The 17,063-nt window shown below is 48.2% G+C and carries 19 protein-coding genes and 1 pseudogene; 8 read left to right on the top strand and 12 right to left on the bottom strand.

The window, feature by feature from the left end; translation table 11 throughout:
* Positions 1-22 precede the first annotated feature (22 nt).
* From KNO72_RS00455 to KNO72_RS00440, 4 genes and pseudogenes are all read left to right on the top strand, one after another.
* Positions 23-853, top strand: a pseudogene (locus KNO72_RS00455) (SDR family oxidoreductase).
* 114 nt (positions 854-967) lie between these two features.
* Entirely contained in the window at positions 968-1,231 is a 264-nt protein-coding gene (locus KNO72_RS00450) for an excalibur calcium-binding domain-containing protein (protein ID WP_214757010.1), read from the top strand.
* A 120-nt stretch (positions 1,232-1,351) separates the two neighbouring features.
* Positions 1,352-1,906, top strand: a complete 555-nt coding sequence (locus tag KNO72_RS00445) for a helix-turn-helix domain-containing protein (RefSeq protein WP_214757009.1) — start codon at positions 1,352-1,354, stop codon at positions 1,904-1,906.
* Complete coding sequence (locus KNO72_RS00440; protein WP_214757008.1) at positions 1,899-2,852, top strand: alpha/beta hydrolase; 954 nt, start codon at positions 1,899-1,901, stop codon at positions 2,850-2,852. The genes KNO72_RS00445 and KNO72_RS00440 overlap by 8 nt, the downstream gene beginning before the upstream one ends.
* Positions 2,853-2,888: 36 nt before the next feature.
* Here KNO72_RS00440 and KNO72_RS00435 read toward each other — a convergent pair whose 3' ends face one another.
* Positions 2,889-3,725, bottom strand: a complete 837-nt coding sequence (locus tag KNO72_RS00435) for an alpha/beta hydrolase (protein ID WP_214757007.1) — start codon at positions 3,723-3,725, stop codon at positions 2,889-2,891.
* Between the two features lie 185 nt (positions 3,726-3,910).
* Here KNO72_RS00435 and KNO72_RS00430 point away from each other — a divergent pair, with 185 nt between their 5' ends.
* Positions 3,911-4,669 (top strand): glucose 1-dehydrogenase, encoded by a 759-nt coding sequence (locus tag KNO72_RS00430; protein ID WP_214757006.1) that lies wholly within the window; start codon positions 3,911-3,913, stop codon positions 4,667-4,669.
* A 15-nt stretch (positions 4,670-4,684) separates the two neighbouring features.
* Here the strand turns inward: KNO72_RS00430 and KNO72_RS00425 are convergent, their stop codons facing one another.
* Together KNO72_RS00425 and KNO72_RS00420 are read right to left on the bottom strand one after the other, a co-directional pair.
* Positions 4,685-5,479 carry a helix-turn-helix transcriptional regulator gene (locus tag KNO72_RS00425; RefSeq protein WP_214757005.1) on the bottom strand — a complete coding sequence of 265 codons (795 nt, stop codon included), beginning with the start codon at positions 5,477-5,479 and terminating at the stop codon, positions 4,685-4,687.
* A gap of 153 nt (positions 5,480-5,632) precedes the next feature.
* Positions 5,633-5,893 carry a DUF1294 domain-containing protein gene (locus KNO72_RS00420; protein WP_214684266.1) on the bottom strand — a complete coding sequence of 87 codons (261 nt, stop codon included), beginning with the start codon at positions 5,891-5,893 and terminating at the stop codon, positions 5,633-5,635.
* Positions 5,894-6,101: 208 nt separating this feature from the next.
* Here KNO72_RS00420 and KNO72_RS00415 point away from each other — a divergent pair, with 208 nt between their 5' ends.
* Positions 6,102-6,890: a LysM peptidoglycan-binding and 3D domain-containing protein gene (locus tag KNO72_RS00415; RefSeq protein WP_012726316.1), complete on the top strand. Its 789-nt coding sequence runs from the start codon at positions 6,102-6,104 to the stop codon at positions 6,888-6,890.
* A gap of 45 nt (positions 6,891-6,935) precedes the next feature.
* Here the strand turns inward: KNO72_RS00415 and KNO72_RS00410 are convergent, their stop codons facing one another.
* Positions 6,936-8,204, bottom strand: coding sequence for a cation:proton antiporter (locus KNO72_RS00410; RefSeq protein ID WP_251028248.1), 1,269 nt, complete (start codon positions 8,202-8,204; stop codon positions 6,936-6,938).
* A gap of 62 nt (positions 8,205-8,266) precedes the next feature.
* On the opposite strand from KNO72_RS00410, the gene cls reads away from it, so the two are divergent.
* Positions 8,267-9,730 carry a cardiolipin synthase gene (cls, locus tag KNO72_RS00405; RefSeq protein ID WP_214757004.1) on the top strand — a complete coding sequence of 488 codons (1,464 nt, stop codon included), beginning with the start codon at positions 8,267-8,269 and terminating at the stop codon, positions 9,728-9,730.
* A gap of 43 nt (positions 9,731-9,773) precedes the next feature.
* On the opposite strand, the gene KNO72_RS00400 is transcribed toward cls, so the two are convergent.
* The 5 genes from KNO72_RS00400 to KNO72_RS00380 all read right to left on the bottom strand — a co-directional run bounded on the left by KNO72_RS00400 (position 9,774) and on the right by KNO72_RS00380 (position 14,354).
* Complete coding sequence (locus KNO72_RS00400; RefSeq protein WP_214757003.1) at positions 9,774-10,751, bottom strand: hypothetical protein; 978 nt, start codon at positions 10,749-10,751, stop codon at positions 9,774-9,776.
* On the bottom strand, positions 10,748-11,776 hold the full coding sequence (locus KNO72_RS00395) for a DUF58 domain-containing protein (protein ID WP_214757002.1): 1,029 nt from the start codon (positions 11,774-11,776) through the stop codon (positions 10,748-10,750). Before KNO72_RS00395 ends, KNO72_RS00400 begins: the two co-directional genes overlap by 4 nt.
* 1 nt (position 11,777) lies before the next feature.
* Complete coding sequence (locus KNO72_RS00390) at positions 11,778-12,686, bottom strand: AAA family ATPase (RefSeq protein WP_214757001.1); 909 nt, start codon at positions 12,684-12,686, stop codon at positions 11,778-11,780.
* 113 nt (positions 12,687-12,799) lie between these two features.
* Positions 12,800-13,498, bottom strand: a complete 699-nt coding sequence (locus KNO72_RS00385; RefSeq protein WP_214757000.1) for an amino acid ABC transporter permease — start codon at positions 13,496-13,498, stop codon at positions 12,800-12,802.
* 7 nt (positions 13,499-13,505) lie between these two features.
* Positions 13,506-14,354 (bottom strand): transporter substrate-binding domain-containing protein, encoded by an 849-nt coding sequence (locus tag KNO72_RS00380; protein WP_214756998.1) that lies wholly within the window; start codon positions 14,352-14,354, stop codon positions 13,506-13,508.
* Between the two features lie 207 nt (positions 14,355-14,561).
* Between KNO72_RS00380 and KNO72_RS00375 the strand changes: the two genes are divergently transcribed.
* Positions 14,562-15,101 (top strand): GNAT family N-acetyltransferase, encoded by a 540-nt coding sequence (locus tag KNO72_RS00375; RefSeq protein WP_214684262.1) that lies wholly within the window; start codon positions 14,562-14,564, stop codon positions 15,099-15,101.
* 125 nt (positions 15,102-15,226) lie between these two features.
* Here KNO72_RS00375 and KNO72_RS00370 read toward each other — a convergent pair whose 3' ends face one another.
* From KNO72_RS00370 to KNO72_RS00360, 3 genes are read right to left on the bottom strand one after another with little or no spacing between them, the layout of a single operon-like run.
* Positions 15,227-15,679, bottom strand: a complete 453-nt coding sequence (locus KNO72_RS00370) for a GNAT family N-acetyltransferase (protein ID WP_012726325.1) — start codon at positions 15,677-15,679, stop codon at positions 15,227-15,229.
* A gap of 15 nt (positions 15,680-15,694) precedes the next feature.
* Positions 15,695-16,408, bottom strand: coding sequence for an MBL fold metallo-hydrolase (locus KNO72_RS00365; protein WP_214756997.1), 714 nt, complete (start codon positions 16,406-16,408; stop codon positions 15,695-15,697).
* An 11-nt stretch (positions 16,409-16,419) separates the two neighbouring features.
* On the bottom strand, positions 16,420-17,037 hold the full coding sequence (locus tag KNO72_RS00360; RefSeq protein ID WP_214756996.1) for an NUDIX hydrolase: 618 nt from the start codon (positions 17,035-17,037) through the stop codon (positions 16,420-16,422).
* Positions 17,038-17,063 lie beyond the last annotated feature (26 nt).

Here is a 17,063-nt window from a genome sequence, read left to right as displayed (position 1 = left end):
AAGCATATAAACATTTAAGGGAATGAATATGAAGCAAAAACAAACGATTGTCATCACAGGAGCATCGAGCGGAATCGGTCGGGCACCGGTCGAACTGTTCAGCAAACGAGGTTGGCATGTCGCCGCGACGATGCGAAAACCTGAAGACCATCAAGAACTGTCTCACCTAAAAGGGGTGTCGCTCTATTAACTATATGTGACGAACGAGACGAGTATCCTAGAGGCATTTGAACAAATCGTCTCGGATCACGGAACGATGGATGTATTGTTGAACAATGCTGGGTATGGAGCGGTAGGGATTTTCGAGGAAGCCTCTCCCGAACAGATTCAGCGGCAATTTGATACGAACGTATTCGGGGTCATGAATGTGATTCGGGCAGCACTCCCATACTTCCGCAAACAGCGGAGCGGACGGATTGTGACCGTCTCCTCCGTCGGTGGACAGATCACATTCCCAATTTACAGCTTGTATCACAGTTCAAAATGGGCGATTGAAGGATTCATCGAATCGCTCCAGTTCGAGTTGGCACCTTTCAATATCGACATGAAATTGATTGAGCCGGGACCGATTAAGACAGACTTTTACGGTCGTTCCCAAGAACTCGTCCGTGACCAACCGCTCGATGTATATGATGGCTACACAGAGGTTGCGCTCCATAACACGAATGCCGCTGGTGCGAACGCCGAAGGTCCAGACGTTGTCGCTGAGACGATTTGGCGATCCGCGACCGAACGGAAGAAACGACTCCGTTATCCAGCAGGTAAACAAGCGGGCCTTTTGATTGCCCTCAAGCGTTATCTTCCAAACCGGGTATTCTTCGCGATTGTCCGAGGTGTCGTTGAAAAGAAATAATGAATCATATCCTTTTTGTTTTCTATAGAAAATGAGAAGGATTTTTTATGTCGTTTTGAGAATGATTCAACTCACACAAAATTACCCGATATACCATCTATGAGGAGGGATTTCATGAAAAAAGTCATGCTAGCACTTTCAACATTCATTCTAGCCATCGGATTGTCTTCAACACCGACAAAATCAGTAGATGCAGCGGTCAAGACATTTAAAAACTGTACAGAGTTAAACAAAACGTATAAAGGTGGTGTAGCCAAGTCAAAGACGACGAAAAATAAAGGTGGTAAGACACGTTACACGCCATATGTAAGTAAAGCACTATATGACGCGAACAAAGCACGTGATCGCGACAAAGATGGAATCGCCTGTGAGAGATAAGAACATGTGTATAGCCGCCAATGAGGGCGGCTTTTTATATGGACGTAGACACATATTCGGACGCATGATATTATCATAAGTAATAATATTATCAAATATGATAATAATGAGGTGAAGATGATGAATCAAGACGTTTTAAAAAGTCTGTTAAACCCGATTCGCATGAAAATTTTTCAGCACGTTCTCATGAACGAGCAAGTGACGACCGGAGAGTTGGCAAAGTTGCTTCCCGATGTGCCCCAAGCGAGCCTCTATCGCCATATCAACAAGATGGTACAAGACGAGATTTTATCTGTCGCAAGTGAGAACAAAGTACGTGGGGTGTATGAAAAAGTGTACGCGATTCAAAACAATCCATTGACCGCTGTCAATCAAGTCGTCGAAGAGGAAGATCGTGAACAACTATATAAAATATGTTACACGTTCGCGATGTCACTGCTCATGGATTTCGGAGACTATTTAAAGCGGGACAAAATCGACCTTCAAGGAGACAAGGTCGGCTTTCGGAGTATCCCACTTTATCTGTCTGATGCCGAGAGTGATCGATTCCTAAGAGGTCTCTACGATCTCTTAGAGGGAGTGCTCAAGCATGAACCATCTGAAGAACGTACGTTGCGGAAATTCTCCTACACGTTCATGCCGGTAGAAGAAAAGGAGGAGATGGATGATGTATAAACAAGAAAATGTGTTAATTCAAGGGGAAACAACCATTGCTGCCACCATAACGACACCCGATCAGGAACGGTCGTCCTTTCCAGCCATCGTCCTCATCGGAGGAACGGGAGGATTGGACCGTGACGGAAACGGTACCGGCTTCAAGTCAAACTTGTATAAAGACTTAGCTGAATGGCTGACGATACAAGGATTCATCACATTACGCTATGACAAACGGGGGATTGGCAAGAGTGGTGGCAATCGACATAGCGTCGGTCTAACAGGACTCGTTGATGACGTGTCGGCGGTCGTCTGTTATCTGAAATCTCATGACCATGTCTCACAAGACGTTTTATTTCTCGGCCATAGCGAAGGATGTATCGTCGCGACACTCGCAGCAGAACGTGAATCCGTTTCTGGTCTCGTCCTGTTGTCTGGTGCCGGTGTCGCCTTGAAGACGAGCATGCAGGAACAGGCACATGCTTTGCTCGAAGAAGTGGGACGTACGAAAGGGATCAAGGGTAAACTGCTGCGCTTTAGCTTGAATGAGAAGTCGGTCGTCGGGAAACAACAAAAACTGTTCGAGCGCGTCACAACAACGGATCAGGATACGATGCGGATCCAGCTGATGAAGTTCCCTGCCAAATGGTTACGGGAGCATCTTACACACACAGACGTGTCACTTCGAGAACGATTGGTTCAATTGAACATTCCGACGCTCGCACTGACAGGAGACCGGGACGTTCAAACGGACGTCGAGCATCTAGATGAGCTCGCCGCACTTCACGTAGAGCATATCGAGGTACAAAAGATTAAGGACATGGACCATATGTTGAAACATTTCGATGGTGAGATGAGTATTTTGGACGTGAAAAAACATTATCGTTCACAACTCAGTGAACCGCTCCATCCTGAGCTACAGCATCAACTTCACGACTGGCTAAAGCGCCACGACTGGGCATCATGACGAACAAGACAGCGGAAACCTCTCCGCTGTCTTGTTTTATGTATGTAAGAACCGCTCAACATTTTCCATCGAGAAATGACGGCTCCATTGAACGAAGTGTCCACCTGGTACGGCAATCAATTGTACAGAAGGATGAAGCAGTCGTTCCGCTCGTTTGACATGATGGAGCGTTCGCTTCGCCTCCTTCAAATCAATTCCCGTGAAATCCGCATAATACAGGTGCGTCGGGACTTGGACGCGTCGTAACAAGTCCTTAAAATCCAATCCATCATAACCAAACAACAAGTGTAAGCCACCGGTCGAAAGACGGGCCGATTGCTCGACAGCAGAACGAATCGATAACGTCGGCTCGACCCCGATTCGTCGACAGAACAGTTGGAACCGCTCTTCAGAAAACGTGGGGTCACTCTTATTCACTTTCGTTTCAATCCAGTTCAAGAGGTGTCGTGGTGAATGGTGATACAGTAGACGTAAAAGCGGTAAGGCGAATCCGAAGATGCCATATTCCCGATATGGTAGCATAGCGTTCGGTTTATGTCCTTGGTCGAGAAGTATCAAATGCCTGACTTGGTCTGGATAATGGACTGCATGAGCCAGGGCGATGGCACCTCCCATCGAATGACCGATTAGTCGAACCGATTCAAGGTGTCGTGAGATTCGATACGTCTCGACCCAGTCCGCGAGTACTTTGGACGTGGCGAATGTATGTAGTCCCTCACTTTCACCAAATCCAGGTAGATCTAACAGGTGAACTTCGAAATCGTTATGTAATGCTTCGGCAAATAATTGGCCTTGTGACCCAGTGAATCCTCCACCGGGAAGGAAAAGTACAGGTTCACCTCGACCATGGACGGTTGCATGGAATTGTCTCACGTCATCTCTCCTTTATAAAATGGAGTGCTTTCCATTCAAGTATAAAGATTGCTGGGAGTCAATTGAAGAAAAATCGCCATGTTTCTCAGGAGGCTCGCAACCAAATGTGGGTATAACATAGTGACAGGCAGATTACTGTCATCACACATCGTATACGTTCTGACCTTCCAAAGGAGGAATGAGGAATGAAGCTTTCAGGAAAAACGGCAATTGTCACTGGCGCAGGTTCAGGCATGGGGCGAGCCATCGCCAAACTGTTTGCGGAAGAAGGCGCACGAGTCGTCGCCTTCGACTTGAATGAAGATGCTGTGCAGGCGGTAGTTGATGAAATCAAAGCAGCGGGTGGGGAAGTTCTTGGCATTGCTGGTAACGTGACGAATCAAACGGATATTGACAAACTCGTCGATGCGGCGAAAGACACGTTCGGCTCGGTCGACATTCTCGTCAATAACGCGGGAATCATGGACAACTTCATGACGGTGGGAGAAGTGACGGATGAATTATGGGACCGTGTCCTTGGCGTCAATTTGACCGGACCGATGAAACTTTCACGTGCCGCCATCCAAGTGATGGAGAAGCAGAACCGGGGTGGCGTCATCATCAACAATGCATCGGTCGGAGGATTATTCGGTACACGAGGTGGTACAGCGTATGTGGCCTCAAAACATGCGTTAATCGGATTGACGAAGAACATCGCGGCGACACATGGCACGCTCGGTAAGATTCGGGCCAACGCCATCGCACCGGGTGGCATCAATACGAATATTGGGTCAACCATCACAGCACCGAGCGAACTTGGGATGCGCGCCATTCAAGGGGCGGGGGAAGCCCCGATGGGAGAACCAGAGCAAATCGCGAACGTCGCCCTCTTTTTAGCATCGGATGATTCGAGCTTCGTGAATGGTGATGTTTTGAAGGCAGATGGTGGGTGGACCGCAAGATAAAGAAAAGAGCCGAGATTACTCGGCTCTTTTCCTTTGGTATTGTTTTCGATAGGCGAGCGGGGTGATTGAATGATGTGCTTTGAATGTCTGTACGAAGTGACTGACGCTTGAGTAGCTCAGGCGATTGGCGATGTCAGCAACCGATTCAATCGAATCCATTAATAGAGTTGCGGCCCGGTCCATTCTTTTAACTTGGACATACGCAAGTGGGGAGGTGTTCCCGAACGTAGTAAACAACCGACAACATTCACTGCGACTTACATTACCCGCAGTCGCGATTCGAGCTAACGTGGGCTTATCTTCTAGATGAGACTCGATATAAGCGAGCATCAGACGAAGGCTCTCCCGTTTGTTCTCATTCTTCATCACTTCACCCTCTTGCTGAATCCAGTAGCGCCAGATGACCGTACACTGCAGTGTCGCATCCATCAATGCGAGTGGACCGTCCGCAGATAGATGTTGCACAGCGCGTTCAATCGTCTGAATGATCGATTGATTCACGCGTCCCTGCTTTAACATATGTATGGATTTTTCGGAAGTTAGATACGGTGTTACATATCGTTTCGCCAACTCGGGATGGAACAAAGCAGTCGGATCAAACTCGAGTAACCTCATCGGTAACGCTTCCTCGATTTTCTCAACCATGAGACTTTGTCCTCGTGCCAAGAGAACGGCTTCTCTCGAATGAAGGGTGAGGCTTACTCCATTCACTCGAATCACGGACGTCCCAGACTCGCAAAAAAGAATAGTAAAATGATCAGTCACCTTTAATGTCAATGCTCCGTGACGAATCATCTCGATACTCTTCAAAAGCGCCATCCTCCTCGTTTTGGAAATTTCCCGACATTTCATTTCGATTGTTCACGGAGAAACACTTTGAAATGAGCATGAACTGGGACGAATCTGACATTTTTAATCATCGTTCATTAAAAGATACAATCGAGTTTCTTCTATAATAAGAGTTTAAAAAATCAGCCAACCGGTAAACGCAGCATGCACGAGAATCGCGACAGGTACCCCAATCCGAAATTTCGGCTTCAATGTCTTATGTCGAAAGACACGCATCGCCACATAAGCACCGAACGCCCCACCAATCCATGCCATCGTCAACAACGTCCGCTCCGAAATACGCCAAGCTCCGACGCGAGACCGTCGTTTATCGACAAAATATGACACAAACGATAGTAAATTAGTCACAATGTAATATAGCAGTAATAGTTCCAAAGACCAAAACCTCCTTATTTCTCTCCTTATTATATCTTAGAATGGCTCTAGAAAGCCGTTCTTATGGATTAAAACAATTTTCTGAATCCTCTCATCCCCATGAATTGTTCTGTAAATGAACTGATAACACTCTCATATCGTCCTGTAATCGCTGTGAAATATACAGGTGTTACAGTAAGGGGGCGTTAGAAAAGGGAGGAATATTCTTATGAAAAAACCACTATTGACACTAACGGCACTCGCTGGCCTTAGTTTAGGAGTCGCTGCTCCAGCTTCGGCAGCATCAACACACACAGTTCAGTCTGGAGATACACTCTATCGTATCGCAGTGAACAACAACGTCTCTGTAAATGACATCAAACAAGCGAACGGCTTAAACTCAAATATGATTTATCCGAACCAAGTCTTGAAACTTGGAAAGGCAGAAGCGAAATCACAAGCTTCTACTGCATCTAAAACGTATACAGTTAAATCAGGTGATACACTTTATCGTATCGCATTGAACCACGGGGTCTCTGTCAATCAATTGATGACTTGGAACGGTCTTGATTCAGATCTTATTTTCCCTGGACAAGAGTTCGCCGTGAAAGGTGCAGCCGCTGCATCTGTAGCGAATGATGCGAAGACAACAACACCGAAGACATCGACATCAGCACCAGTTACGAAAACTGCATCGTCTACAACGCAAACCCAAGCTCCGGCTTCAGGTCAGACAATGACAGTGGAAGCAACAGCTTATACACCATATTGTGCAGGATGTTCTGGTATCACAGCGACAGGAATCGACGTTCGTTCGAACCCGAACCAAAAAGTCATCGCGGTTGACCCTTCTGTCATTCCGCTCGGCTCTAAAGTATGGGTTGAAGGATACGGAGAAGCCATCGCAGGAGACACTGGTGGTGCCATCAAAGGAAACAAAATCGATATCTTGATGCCGACACAAGAGCAAGCACTTGCTTTCGGTCGCCAATCAATCACAATCAAAGTCTTGAACTAATTCAAGCTGATTAAAGACACTGCCATCGGGCGGTGTCTTTTTTGTTTACGCCTTTTCCCATGGATTCTTCACTTTCGTCAGTCCGAGTCGCTTGGCAAGTGGTTTAATCGTCAGGCCATGCAAGGCGACAGACGTTACGACTAAACCGAGTGTGATCGGCAACATCCGCTCCTCATCTTCAATCCCGAGTTCGGCAATCTCTTGTGCAAAGAAACCGGTCACCGTCATCGCGACGATGCCTCGAGGGGCAATCCAGCTGATGAGCGCCCGCTCTTGCATCGATAACGGGGAACGGAGGAGCGACGTCTGTACCGAGATCGGACGGACTAAAAATAAGATCCCGAGAATCGACAGGAGGAGTGGCCAGTCGAAGATGGCGAGCAAACTATCGCGCGTCAAGCTCGCGGTCAAAATGATAAACACGGTGGAAACGAGTAAGATAGAGATATTTTCTTTAAATTCACGAAGCTGTTTCAGGATATGCATATGTCCATGTTTTGAGTTGGCCATCGTCAATCCCATTGCCGTCACGGCCAACAGTCCGACTTCATGCATGACCCATTCACTGATGGAGTAGACAAGAAGGACTCCCGAGAACGTCAACGTCGTCCGTAAATATTCAGGGACTTTCTCATTACCGAACAAACGAATCAATAGATGTCCGACGGCAATCCCAAAGGCGACGGCGACGATACAGGACCAAAAAAATGGCAAGTGACTCGCGAGTCCGTCGTTCTGATAGAAAATGAAGCCCACGCGGACGACGAATAATCCCATCAAGGCGCCAAGCGGATCGACGATGATTCCTTCCCATTTTAAGACTTTAGCCGGACGTGCGGACAAGTTGGCTTGCCTTAGTAACGGGATGATGACGGTCGGCCCGGTCACAACGAAGATGGCACCGAGCGTAAATGCTGGCAACCAATGAAAATCGCCAATCATGATGAGCAAAATCGAGGTCAAGATAAAGGACACGAATACCCCGACCGTGACGAGTCGAAAGATTGATTTTCGTAAATCATCAATCTCTCTGAATTCGAGACTGAGGCTTCCTTCGAATAGGATGAGCGCCACCGCGATGGAGATGAGTGGGCTATACAGCTCACCGAGTATCCGATCCGGCTCCAGCCAACCGAAAATCGGTCCGACGAGAATCCCGGCAACCGTCATGATCAAGATGGCTGGAAAGTCAAAACGCCAAGCGAGTAACTGCGAAAGTGCACCGATGAGGACAAGTAAGCTGAAGCCAATCATCATGTCTTCCATAAGCTTCCCCCGTTTCTTCACTTCTTCATTAATGTATACCCAAATCATGAAAAACATTTGCTAAGATTGTCTGATTTCGGGTAAGAATTGTAAGGAAAGGGAGGGATACGATGGAAGTGACTATCGGACTCATTATCGTCATATTGACATGGCTTATCTTACTGCTTAATCTCACGTTCGCCATCACCATCATCTTTTTCGAGAGGCGAGACATCGGAACGACATGGGCGTGGCTACTTGTCCTCTTCTTCTTACCGCTCATCGGCTTCTTCGTCTACATCTTCTTTGGTCGATTGATCAAATCACAGAACTTTTATGAAGTCGAGGAAGAGAAACGTGAGGCGTATCATCATGTGGCGGAGCAGCTCGACCAATTAGACCAATCCACGGCACCGTTCAATCATCCACTTCTATTGAAACACCGACGACTCGCAAGACTGAACCTCGTGTCGACGAATGCGATGATGTCTTTCCACAACGACATTCGTGTCCTTCACGATGGAAAAGAGAAGTTCGACCAGCTGTTTCAAGACATCGAGCGCGCGACGAAAGAAGTGAACATTCAATATTACATCATCCAAAATGATGCCCTGGGTCAATCGTTAATTCGCCTATTAACGGAAAAGGCAAAACAAGGGTTACGTGTCCGATTTCTCTATGACGCGGTAGGATCGAGGGGGCTCAGGCACAAACACTTCAAGGACCTGCTCGCCCACGGCGGGGAAGTCAAATCGTTCTTTCCCTCTAAACTCGGCATCAACTTCCGCGTCAACAATCGAAATCACCGAAAGCTCTGCATCATTGACGGTGATCTTGGCTATATCGGCGGTTTTAACGTCGGGGATGAATATCTTGGAAAAGATGAGCACTTCGGCTATTGGCGTGACGTTCACTTACGAATCTCCGGCGACGCCGTCAAGGAATTATTGGAACGTTTCATCTTGGATTGGAATCGCTCGGTCCCGACAAAAACGAAAGCGCGGAAAGATGACTTTGTCTGGCCAACCGAGGGAATCTCACATCACGCTGCACCCGTTCAAATCGTGACATCGGGTCCAAACTCGTCGACGGAACATTTAAAGAATATGCTCGTCAAAATGATCACGCAGTCAAAAGAATGTATTTACATCCAGACACCGTATTTCATCCCGGATGCGAGTTTTCTCGATGCCTGTCGCATCGCCCTCATGGCCGGTACCAAGATCAAACTGATGATCCCGAACAAGCCCGACCATATGTTTGTCTACTGGGCGACCTATGCGAACGCGGCAGAGCTCGTACGCTACGGGGCGGAAGTGTTCACGTATGAGGAAGGTTTCCTTCATGCGAAGACACTCGTCATCGACGGAGAAGTCGCATCAATCGGGACGACAAATATCGACGCCCGAAGCTTCCGCCTCAACTTTGAAATCTCGGCGCTCGTCTTCGACCAAGACGTCGCAACGTCCGTCATCGATGCGTTCGAGCGAGACGAGGCACGTGCCGAGCGGCTAACCCTTGAGCGATATGAATCGAGGACACGTTGGATCCGCTTCAAGGAGAGTGTGTCCCGCCTCCTCAGTCCGATTTTATAATGAAAAACATCCGGTCAGAAGAATCTCCTCTGCCGGATGTTTTTTAGCGTTTTTTCACTTGCTCGACGAGTCGTTCGAAGGAATCGCTGATTGCTTGTGGCGCTTCCTTGTCTCCATACTCTGCGGCCTCTAACCAATCTGCATAGAGCCTGTGGTCCGTGAACTCGATTCGCTGAAGCCAATCAGCTACCGTCTCCTCTCGAAGACGCGGGTGCTGCTGTTCCAACTTCCGTCCCGTATCAAGGAGGCGGATCTGGCGAGGCGAGCGGACAATCCGCTTATCTGAAAGTGTCGGATGGTGAATACTTCTCGGAATCATCCCGTCTTCCTGGATGTCTTTTCGTTTCTGCAAGTAGAAGAATAATCCTACCCCAAGCAGCAAGATCATCGCGAACACTCCGATGTAGAACAACGAGTTGTTCGATGCCGACTCGAGTAACGTCTCCTGTGCCACCGTCTCCGCATCGAGGTTCGGGTTGTCCGGAACGAGGAACCGGTTCACGCGATCGTTCGGGTCGAGCACGATGCCATCAAACCAGCTCCCAATCCACAGAAAGAACGGAGTAATCCAGGCGACGACATTGCCAAACAACAGCTCTTTGATTGTACGAATGACGAGGGAGACAGTCAGTCCGATGCCTAGGCCGACGGTCAACATCGTCACCATCCGCTTGTAGTCGCGACGGTAATACAGGTTTCGTTGCCAAATCAAAAAGATGAACGGGAAGAGGACCATCGCGAGCGGTTGCGATGCCGGTGGGAATAACCAGTCTGCCACCAAAAACAAAACGCTCGCCATCGCATAACGGTCCGTCCAATCCAACGTCCGAATGAACGCATGAACGTATGTGAAAATCAACAACAAGATGCTCATTTCATAAGAGAAATAGAGGGCACCGACGCTCATGATCGTCTGTACAATCAGTTGTGTGTTCCGAGGGAGACGAAGTGTCAATAAGAAGAGCAACGGAAACACATGTCCGATGTAAAAGGATGCGAATACCCACCACAACCATCTCATTGACCGTCACCTCCCAAGCGGAGAATCGATTGATTCCCACTATATTTGGCGACCTTTCGCTCAAACAAGGAGCGAGCGAGTGGAAAATCACTCTCGGACAGACAAGCGAATGTCGTCATGATCTTCCGGAAATGTACCTCGCCACTTCCCGGTTGAAGGTCATACGTGATTCCATCCTTCGTGAGCGTCGGGACAATCAGACCGTAACTCGCATTTTCTTTCTCGAAATCGCGACATAATGCGGCCGCTTGCGAGATGAGGCGCTCCATCTGATAGGTGAGGGCACGCCCATCCTTCGTCAACAAGTCGAGCACGATGACATATTCATTCGCTTGTACCGGTTGCTCGGTACGGGCCAGCAGTTCGCCCGTCTTCGCATAGGCAGACCAATATAGCTGTCGCATCGGTTGCCCGTGATATGGGGTGACCGACTGGAACGTCTCCGGGTCACGATAGGCACTATGACGGACCATCTCCTCACCCGGGAGAGTAGGGGGACGTTTCGGGATCGGATAGGGCGAAAACTCAGGGAAGACGTAGCCGATGCGCGGGAGTGAGTCCTCTTTATAGAGCGAGAACATGCGCAACGGATCCCGGATTTCCATCCCGATGGCTTCAAGGCGGATTGGACCACGTTTCTTCGCATAGAGTGGGATTGTGAAGTCCACGGTCGCATTCGTCTCGACAAAGTTCTCCTGACGCCAAAACGCATGTCCCTCTGATTCCACGGTCGGATGCAAATAGCCGGATAGGCGGACAACGCCAAGCGGCACTTTTGCCGTCGACACGAGCTTTAAAACATAGACGGCCTCGTCGTTCGGAAAGAGTTTCATCTCTCCTGTGAGGTCGACATGGATTTGTTCTGCCAATCGAAACATGAAAGATGGCATGACCAGTGCATAGAGACTAAAACCGATCAATAGACTCGCAATCAAGACGTTTCCATAAAGTGCCGTGAAGACCCCGACGACGAACAGGAGCCACATATAGCCGGACTCGAGATAGCGTGGGCTGACTAACTGCATCTTACACCTCTGAAGGGACCGGGATGGTCTCGAGTACAGATTTGATCAACTTTGACGGCTTCGTCTTCAGCGACGCTTCGACCGTCAAGACGATTCGATGCCCTAAAATCGGAAGTGCGAGTGCCCGAATATCCTCCGGTGAGACATAGTCCCGTCCTTCCATATAGGCATGAGCCCGAGCCGCCATCGTATATGCGAGCGTCGCTCGTGGACTTGGTCCGACCTCGATGTCGCGATGGTGACGGAGCGATTCCATCAAATCCAGCAAGTAATCTTCCATCGCCTCGTGGAATCGGACATCTCGTACCTCTTGCTGCATCTTTAACAATTCGTCCTGTTGCAGAGAGAAGGATTCTGAAGCGAGATGCTCATCGCGAATCAGTCGTCGTTCGGAATCTCGTGAGAGGGGAGCAAGTGTCAATTTGAATAAGAAACGGTCCAATTGAGCCTGCGGGAGCGGGAACGTCCCTTGCCCGTCGAACGGGTTTTGTGTAGCAATCATAAAGAATGGTTCCGGTAACTTGAGCGACACTTCCCCGAGTGTCACTTGACGTTCCTGCATCGCCTCGAGCAACGCTGATTGTGTACGTGGTGTCGTCCGGTTGATCTCATCGACAAGTAGAATCGACGTGAAAATCGGACCCGTCCGGCGTTCGAACGCCCCGGTCGTCGGATTGAACAACTCCATTCCTAATATGTCACTCGGCAATGTATCCGGAGTACATTGTACACGCTGGAATGTCGCCGAGATGGAGCTTGCTAAACTACGGGCGAGTGTAGTTTTGCCTGTGCCGGGACGGTCCTCGAGTAAAACGTGACCTCCCGAGAGTAGCGCAATCGAAGCGAGCTTGATGGCTTTCGATTGACCAATGACTTGATCATTCAAATGTGAAACCCATGGATGGTTCATTCAAAATCCCCCTATATTTTTCTGATAATTAAGAAAATCATAGCATAATCGGTTCAGGAGATGTATCAAAAATCAAATTCACTAAAAAAGACCGACCGGCATAAGCCAGTCAGTCAACGTTTCGGAGTATCTAAATATCGTTCAAAATGACGTTCGAGCCATTCTTGGAAGAAGGACATGAACGTACAGATTGCCCAGTAGATCAACGCCACGACGATATACACTGTCATGTAGTCGAACTCCCGACCACCGACGATCTTGGCCTTGTTGAAGATCTCAGGTACCGTGATCATCGCGGCGAGCGAACTGGCTTTAATCAAATCGAGAAAAACGTTCGAGAGCGGCGGAAGGGCGATCCGTGTCGCCTGTGGTAAGACGACCCCCTTCAATGTTAGCCATTTCCCCATCCCGAGTGAACGAGCCGCCTCCACCTGTCCGTCATCGACCGCACGAATCGAGGAGCGGATGATCTCAGCGATATAGGCGGCGGAATTCAAACTGAATCCGAGAATGGCTGCCGTCAAAGCGGCGAACTCGATCCCGATGAACGGGAATCCCGAATAGAGGATGAACAGAATGATCAAGATGGGTACGCCACGCATGAACGAGATATAGAAAGTTGACGGGTATCGAAGGAGTCGTGTCGGAGACAACTTCCCGAGCGCCAACAAAAGACCGAGCAAGAGACCAAAAAACATACTGACGAACGAAATCCAAAGCGTACTCGGTAATCCACCCAATAGATAAGGAAATGATTGAATCGCCAGGTCTACGTCAAAGATGGCGTCCCATTTAATATCTGAGAACGTCATGCCGTCATTACTTCGTTTCGACGATTGTTGCGTCTACGTCTGGTTCTACCGAAACATCCGCGCCATTGTAGAATTGCTCAGATAGTTTCTTGACCGTACCATCTTCAAGCATCTCATCTAGTACACGGTCGATATTCTTCTGGAGCTCGTCATTTTCTTTGTCCATCAAGAAAGCGACTTCTTGTGGGTTATAGGCGATATCCGGGTGAATCGTGATATCAAACTCAGGGAAGAAGGCAAGGGCCAACGTCTGAAGGTAATAGTCATTCAAGATGACATCGGTCCGTCCTGTTGAAACGTCGCGCAAGTACTGATCGTTCGTCGCGTTGTCATAGATGACTTCTTCTGCACCATATTCTCGAGCCACGTCCATGAAGACAGTCGTCGCCTCACCAGCGGCTTTCTTACCTTTCAAGTCCTCGAGTGATTCGATTCCAGAGAGGTCGCTCTTGCGAACGATGGCCGTCCCGTACGTGTATTTATACGGTTTTGAGAAGGCAAACTTCTCTTTACGGTCTTGTGTTACCGAGATATCATTCGCTGCCACGTCGATTTGACCGTTCTGTACACTCGTCAACATGTTGTCAAATGCCGTTTCTTTGAATTCGATCTCGAGGTCAAGACGCTTGGCGACTTCTTTCATGAGTTCGACATCAAATCCTGTCAACGTGTCACTCTCTTCTTCACGGAAAGAAGCGGGGTAGAGGGTACCGGCCGTACCGACCGTCAATGTGCCTTCTTCTTGAATCTCTTCCCAGCGTGTCGTATCTGCTTGATCCGTGCTATCATCACCACAAGCAGCAAGTGGGATTGCTAAAAATAAAGTTGCTGCCAAACCTTTAGTCGTTCGTTTCACAAGAATTCCTCCTTAGATGGTTCATCTGTCTAAAAATAGCATGACTTCAGCGGTCTAGCAACTGTGAAGCATGTATTAAACAGGTGAAATTAAAATTTGAAACGTTTATTCATAAAGCGTTATCATTCCTATGAATGCTAAATTCACACGAATGATACAGAAGTAAAAATTAAGTGAGACAGAATCGATATTGAGGAGGCGGAGCGTATGAGTTTGATTCAAATCATTGCCTTAGATGAGGCGCATATTCATATTGTAAACGATGCAAATGATCCTTTTCCGATCATCGGACGAATCATGCCAAGTTATATGGATGGAAAATGGACATATGTCGAAGAATTAGATGAAGAAGTCAGAGAGATAACATTTCCGGACGATCGATTAGACTGGAAACAATATATCGAACATGACAGTCGCATCCTGTTTTTAGCGATGGATGCAGATGAATGTGTCGGACAAATCCGACTCGTGAAGGATTGGAATCGATTTGCATACATTGAAAATATCGCGGTCCGTCAAACACATCGTAAGCGTGGAATCGGAAAACTGTTGCTTGAAACAGCCGAACAGTGGGCAAAAGAAAAACAGCTGATCGGCTTATCGCTTGAAGCGCAGAACGATAACTTGATTGCATGTCGCTTTTATAGAAAAGAGGGATTTCAACTCGGAGGCGTCGACACGATCAAACAATACGCGAATCCACAAATCGAGTTGACCTTGTATTGGTACAAGATTTTTAAGGAATAGGGAGCTTTAAAATAGAGAAAAAATTGCTCTATTTTTTATTAGTTTACATAACATATATTATCAGGAAAAATAATATCTCATCTCATTATCTTAGTATACTTATGATAGTGAGATGAGGTTTGAATTTAAGACGTATGCGTATACCGGATCAATGTGACGCCATGTTCTGGTTCGAATTCGGCACTCGGTTCAAATCCAAGTTTCGTATACAGACGCTTCGCCGGTCCGTTATGCTTGCCAGTATGCACGTAAATCAACTTTCCTTTGTGAATGCTCAATATGTGTTCGAGTAACGTCGTCGCCAGTCTCGCCCGAAAGTATGTCGGGTCGATACATAGTTTCGTGATTTCAACAGTTTTCTCAGATGCTTCCACCGTGACAAACCCAATCAACCGCTCCTCGATATATAAGCCATAACTCGTGCCTGGTAAGTTTTGAATGACATCAATCGTCTCATAGCGCGCTGGGATTTCGTCAAACCCGAGCAGTTCCGCTTCGACCGCATAAGCGTTACGTTGAATCTCGAGCATCTGTTGGGCTTGCTCAAATTGATGAATGGCAACTTCTTTCAGCTGCATGGTGCAACCCTCCCGTTAACGGATAAACTTTCTCGCCTGCTTCCGTTTCGCCCGTTTCAACGCCAAATAGAGCCGGTGTGTCCCTTTGAGTGGCGGACCGTGCCCTACGAAAGTAAGGAGTGGTGACAAGTCCACTAGCCGCTCCGCACTCTCGACGGCAACGGACCGATTCCATGTCGCGAGTCCTGGTAATGGGAATAACGGCCGAACATCTCCCGCTACCGCTGCCCCTCCCTGAGTTTGAAAAGCGTCACCTGCAAATAATACCCGATTTACCTCGTCATAGTACGCAATTGACCCTGGTGTATGACCCGCTGCATCGAGGACACGTAAACCGAATAACCGCTCACCAATATCTAGTACCGCATCCGGTGTAGAACGAATCGTCGGCAAAGAACCACGAATCTTGTTCTGCTCTTCTTCCTCTAGCGACCGATCTCCCGATAAGAGCCGGGCATCACGTCGGGAGATGAAGAGTTCAGCGAGCGGATGCTCTGCTTTGATGGTGTCCACCCCACCGACATGATCCCCATGAGCATGCGTTAACAATATCGCGAGGAGTGGCTTGTCTAGCTCGGCGATATACGACAAAATGTCGGTCGCGTTCCGTTTCAGCGCCGTGTCGATTAAGACGAGACCGAGCTCGTGCTCAAACAGTTGAACGTTGATTGGCATTACGGGAGCGTAAAAGGTCAGTTGATGGATATGTCCGTATCGTCTCACTTTCATCGGTGATCCTCCTAGTCGAATAAAGTGGTCCAGTCTTCTTCTTGCCAATGCGCGTCAAAGCACATGTGAATCTGTTCAAGCGTATTACGGGCAAGGGAGAGCTCTGGCAAAGCGTCTCGTTCGAAAAAGCCGACGTCACTCGTCTCCAAGCCTGCATTCCCCTCCTCGTCACCAATCAGTGTACACTCGAGGAAAAGTTTGTAATAATGCTCCGAGAGAGGCGGATGTGGATGTTCATGCATATCGAACAAGGCGAGCAACCGTACTGGAATCACATCCAGGCCAGCCTCTTCCTCTACTTCTTTGATGATATTCGAAGCAGGAGAGCGATTCACTTCACAGAAGCCACCGGGTAAGGTCCACAACCCATCTGACCGCTCCTTCACGAGCAGGATTCGATCATCTTTGAAGATGACGCCTCGCACATCAAGTTTCGGTGTCGGATAACCGTCCACATGAACAAGTTGTGAGATGGCCTCATCCGATAAGTCCGAGTGCCGTTCATACATCTCTCTTGCGATTTCTTGTAACTCTTCGTACCGTTCTTGGTCATATTGATCACGCGTGAACGTCAGACCGGCCTGAGACAGCGCCTGAATTCGTTTCGCCCATGTCAGCCATTGAGACATATAGATCCCCCTATCTTTTGTCCTAC

This window comes from Exiguobacterium sp. s123 (assembly GCF_018617075.1).
In the GTDB taxonomy this organism is placed as follows: Bacteria; Bacillota; Bacilli; order Exiguobacteriales; family Exiguobacteriaceae; genus Exiguobacterium; species Exiguobacterium profundum.
Note: the sequence above shows the minus strand (reverse complement) of the source record. Positions and strands in the feature narration are given on the sequence as shown.

Excerpts from the sequence above, each read along its gene's own strand:
- KNO72_RS00450 (WP_214757010.1), top strand. The coding sequence starts at position 968 with ATGAAAAAAGTCATGCTAGCACTTTCAACATTCATTCTAGCCATCGGA.
- KNO72_RS00445 (WP_214757009.1), top strand. The coding sequence starts at position 1,352 with ATGAATCAAGACGTTTTAAAAAGTCTGTTAAACCCGATTCGCATGAAA.
- KNO72_RS00440 (WP_214757008.1), top strand. The coding sequence starts at position 1,899 with ATGTATAAACAAGAAAATGTGTTAATTCAAGGGGAAACAACCATTGCT.
- KNO72_RS00430 (WP_214757006.1), top strand. The coding sequence starts at position 3,911 with ATGAAGCTTTCAGGAAAAACGGCAATTGTCACTGGCGCAGGTTCAGGC.
- KNO72_RS00415 (WP_012726316.1), top strand. The coding sequence starts at position 6,102 with ATGAAAAAACCACTATTGACACTAACGGCACTCGCTGGCCTTAGTTTA.
- KNO72_RS00410 (WP_251028248.1), bottom strand. The coding sequence starts at position 8,204 with ATGATTTGGGTATACATTAATGAAGAAGTGAAGAAACGGGGGAAGCTT.
- cls (WP_214757004.1), top strand. The coding sequence starts at position 8,267 with ATGGAAGTGACTATCGGACTCATTATCGTCATATTGACATGGCTTATC.
- KNO72_RS00400 (WP_214757003.1), bottom strand. The coding sequence starts at position 10,751 with ATGAGATGGTTGTGGTGGGTATTCGCATCCTTTTACATCGGACATGTG.
- KNO72_RS00395 (WP_214757002.1), bottom strand. The coding sequence starts at position 11,776 with ATGCAGTTAGTCAGCCCACGCTATCTCGAGTCCGGCTATATGTGGCTC.
- KNO72_RS00390 (WP_214757001.1), bottom strand. The coding sequence starts at position 12,686 with ATGAACCATCCATGGGTTTCACATTTGAATGATCAAGTCATTGGTCAA.
- KNO72_RS00385 (WP_214757000.1), bottom strand. The coding sequence starts at position 13,498 with ATGACGTTCTCAGATATTAAATGGGACGCCATCTTTGACGTAGACCTG.
- KNO72_RS00375 (WP_214684262.1), top strand. The coding sequence starts at position 14,562 with ATGAGTTTGATTCAAATCATTGCCTTAGATGAGGCGCATATTCATATT.
- KNO72_RS00370 (WP_012726325.1), bottom strand. The coding sequence starts at position 15,679 with ATGCAGCTGAAAGAAGTTGCCATTCATCAATTTGAGCAAGCCCAACAG.
- KNO72_RS00365 (WP_214756997.1), bottom strand. The coding sequence starts at position 16,408 with ATGAAAGTGAGACGATACGGACATATCCATCAACTGACCTTTTACGCT.
- KNO72_RS00360 (WP_214756996.1), bottom strand. The coding sequence starts at position 17,037 with ATGTCTCAATGGCTGACATGGGCGAAACGAATTCAGGCGCTGTCTCAG.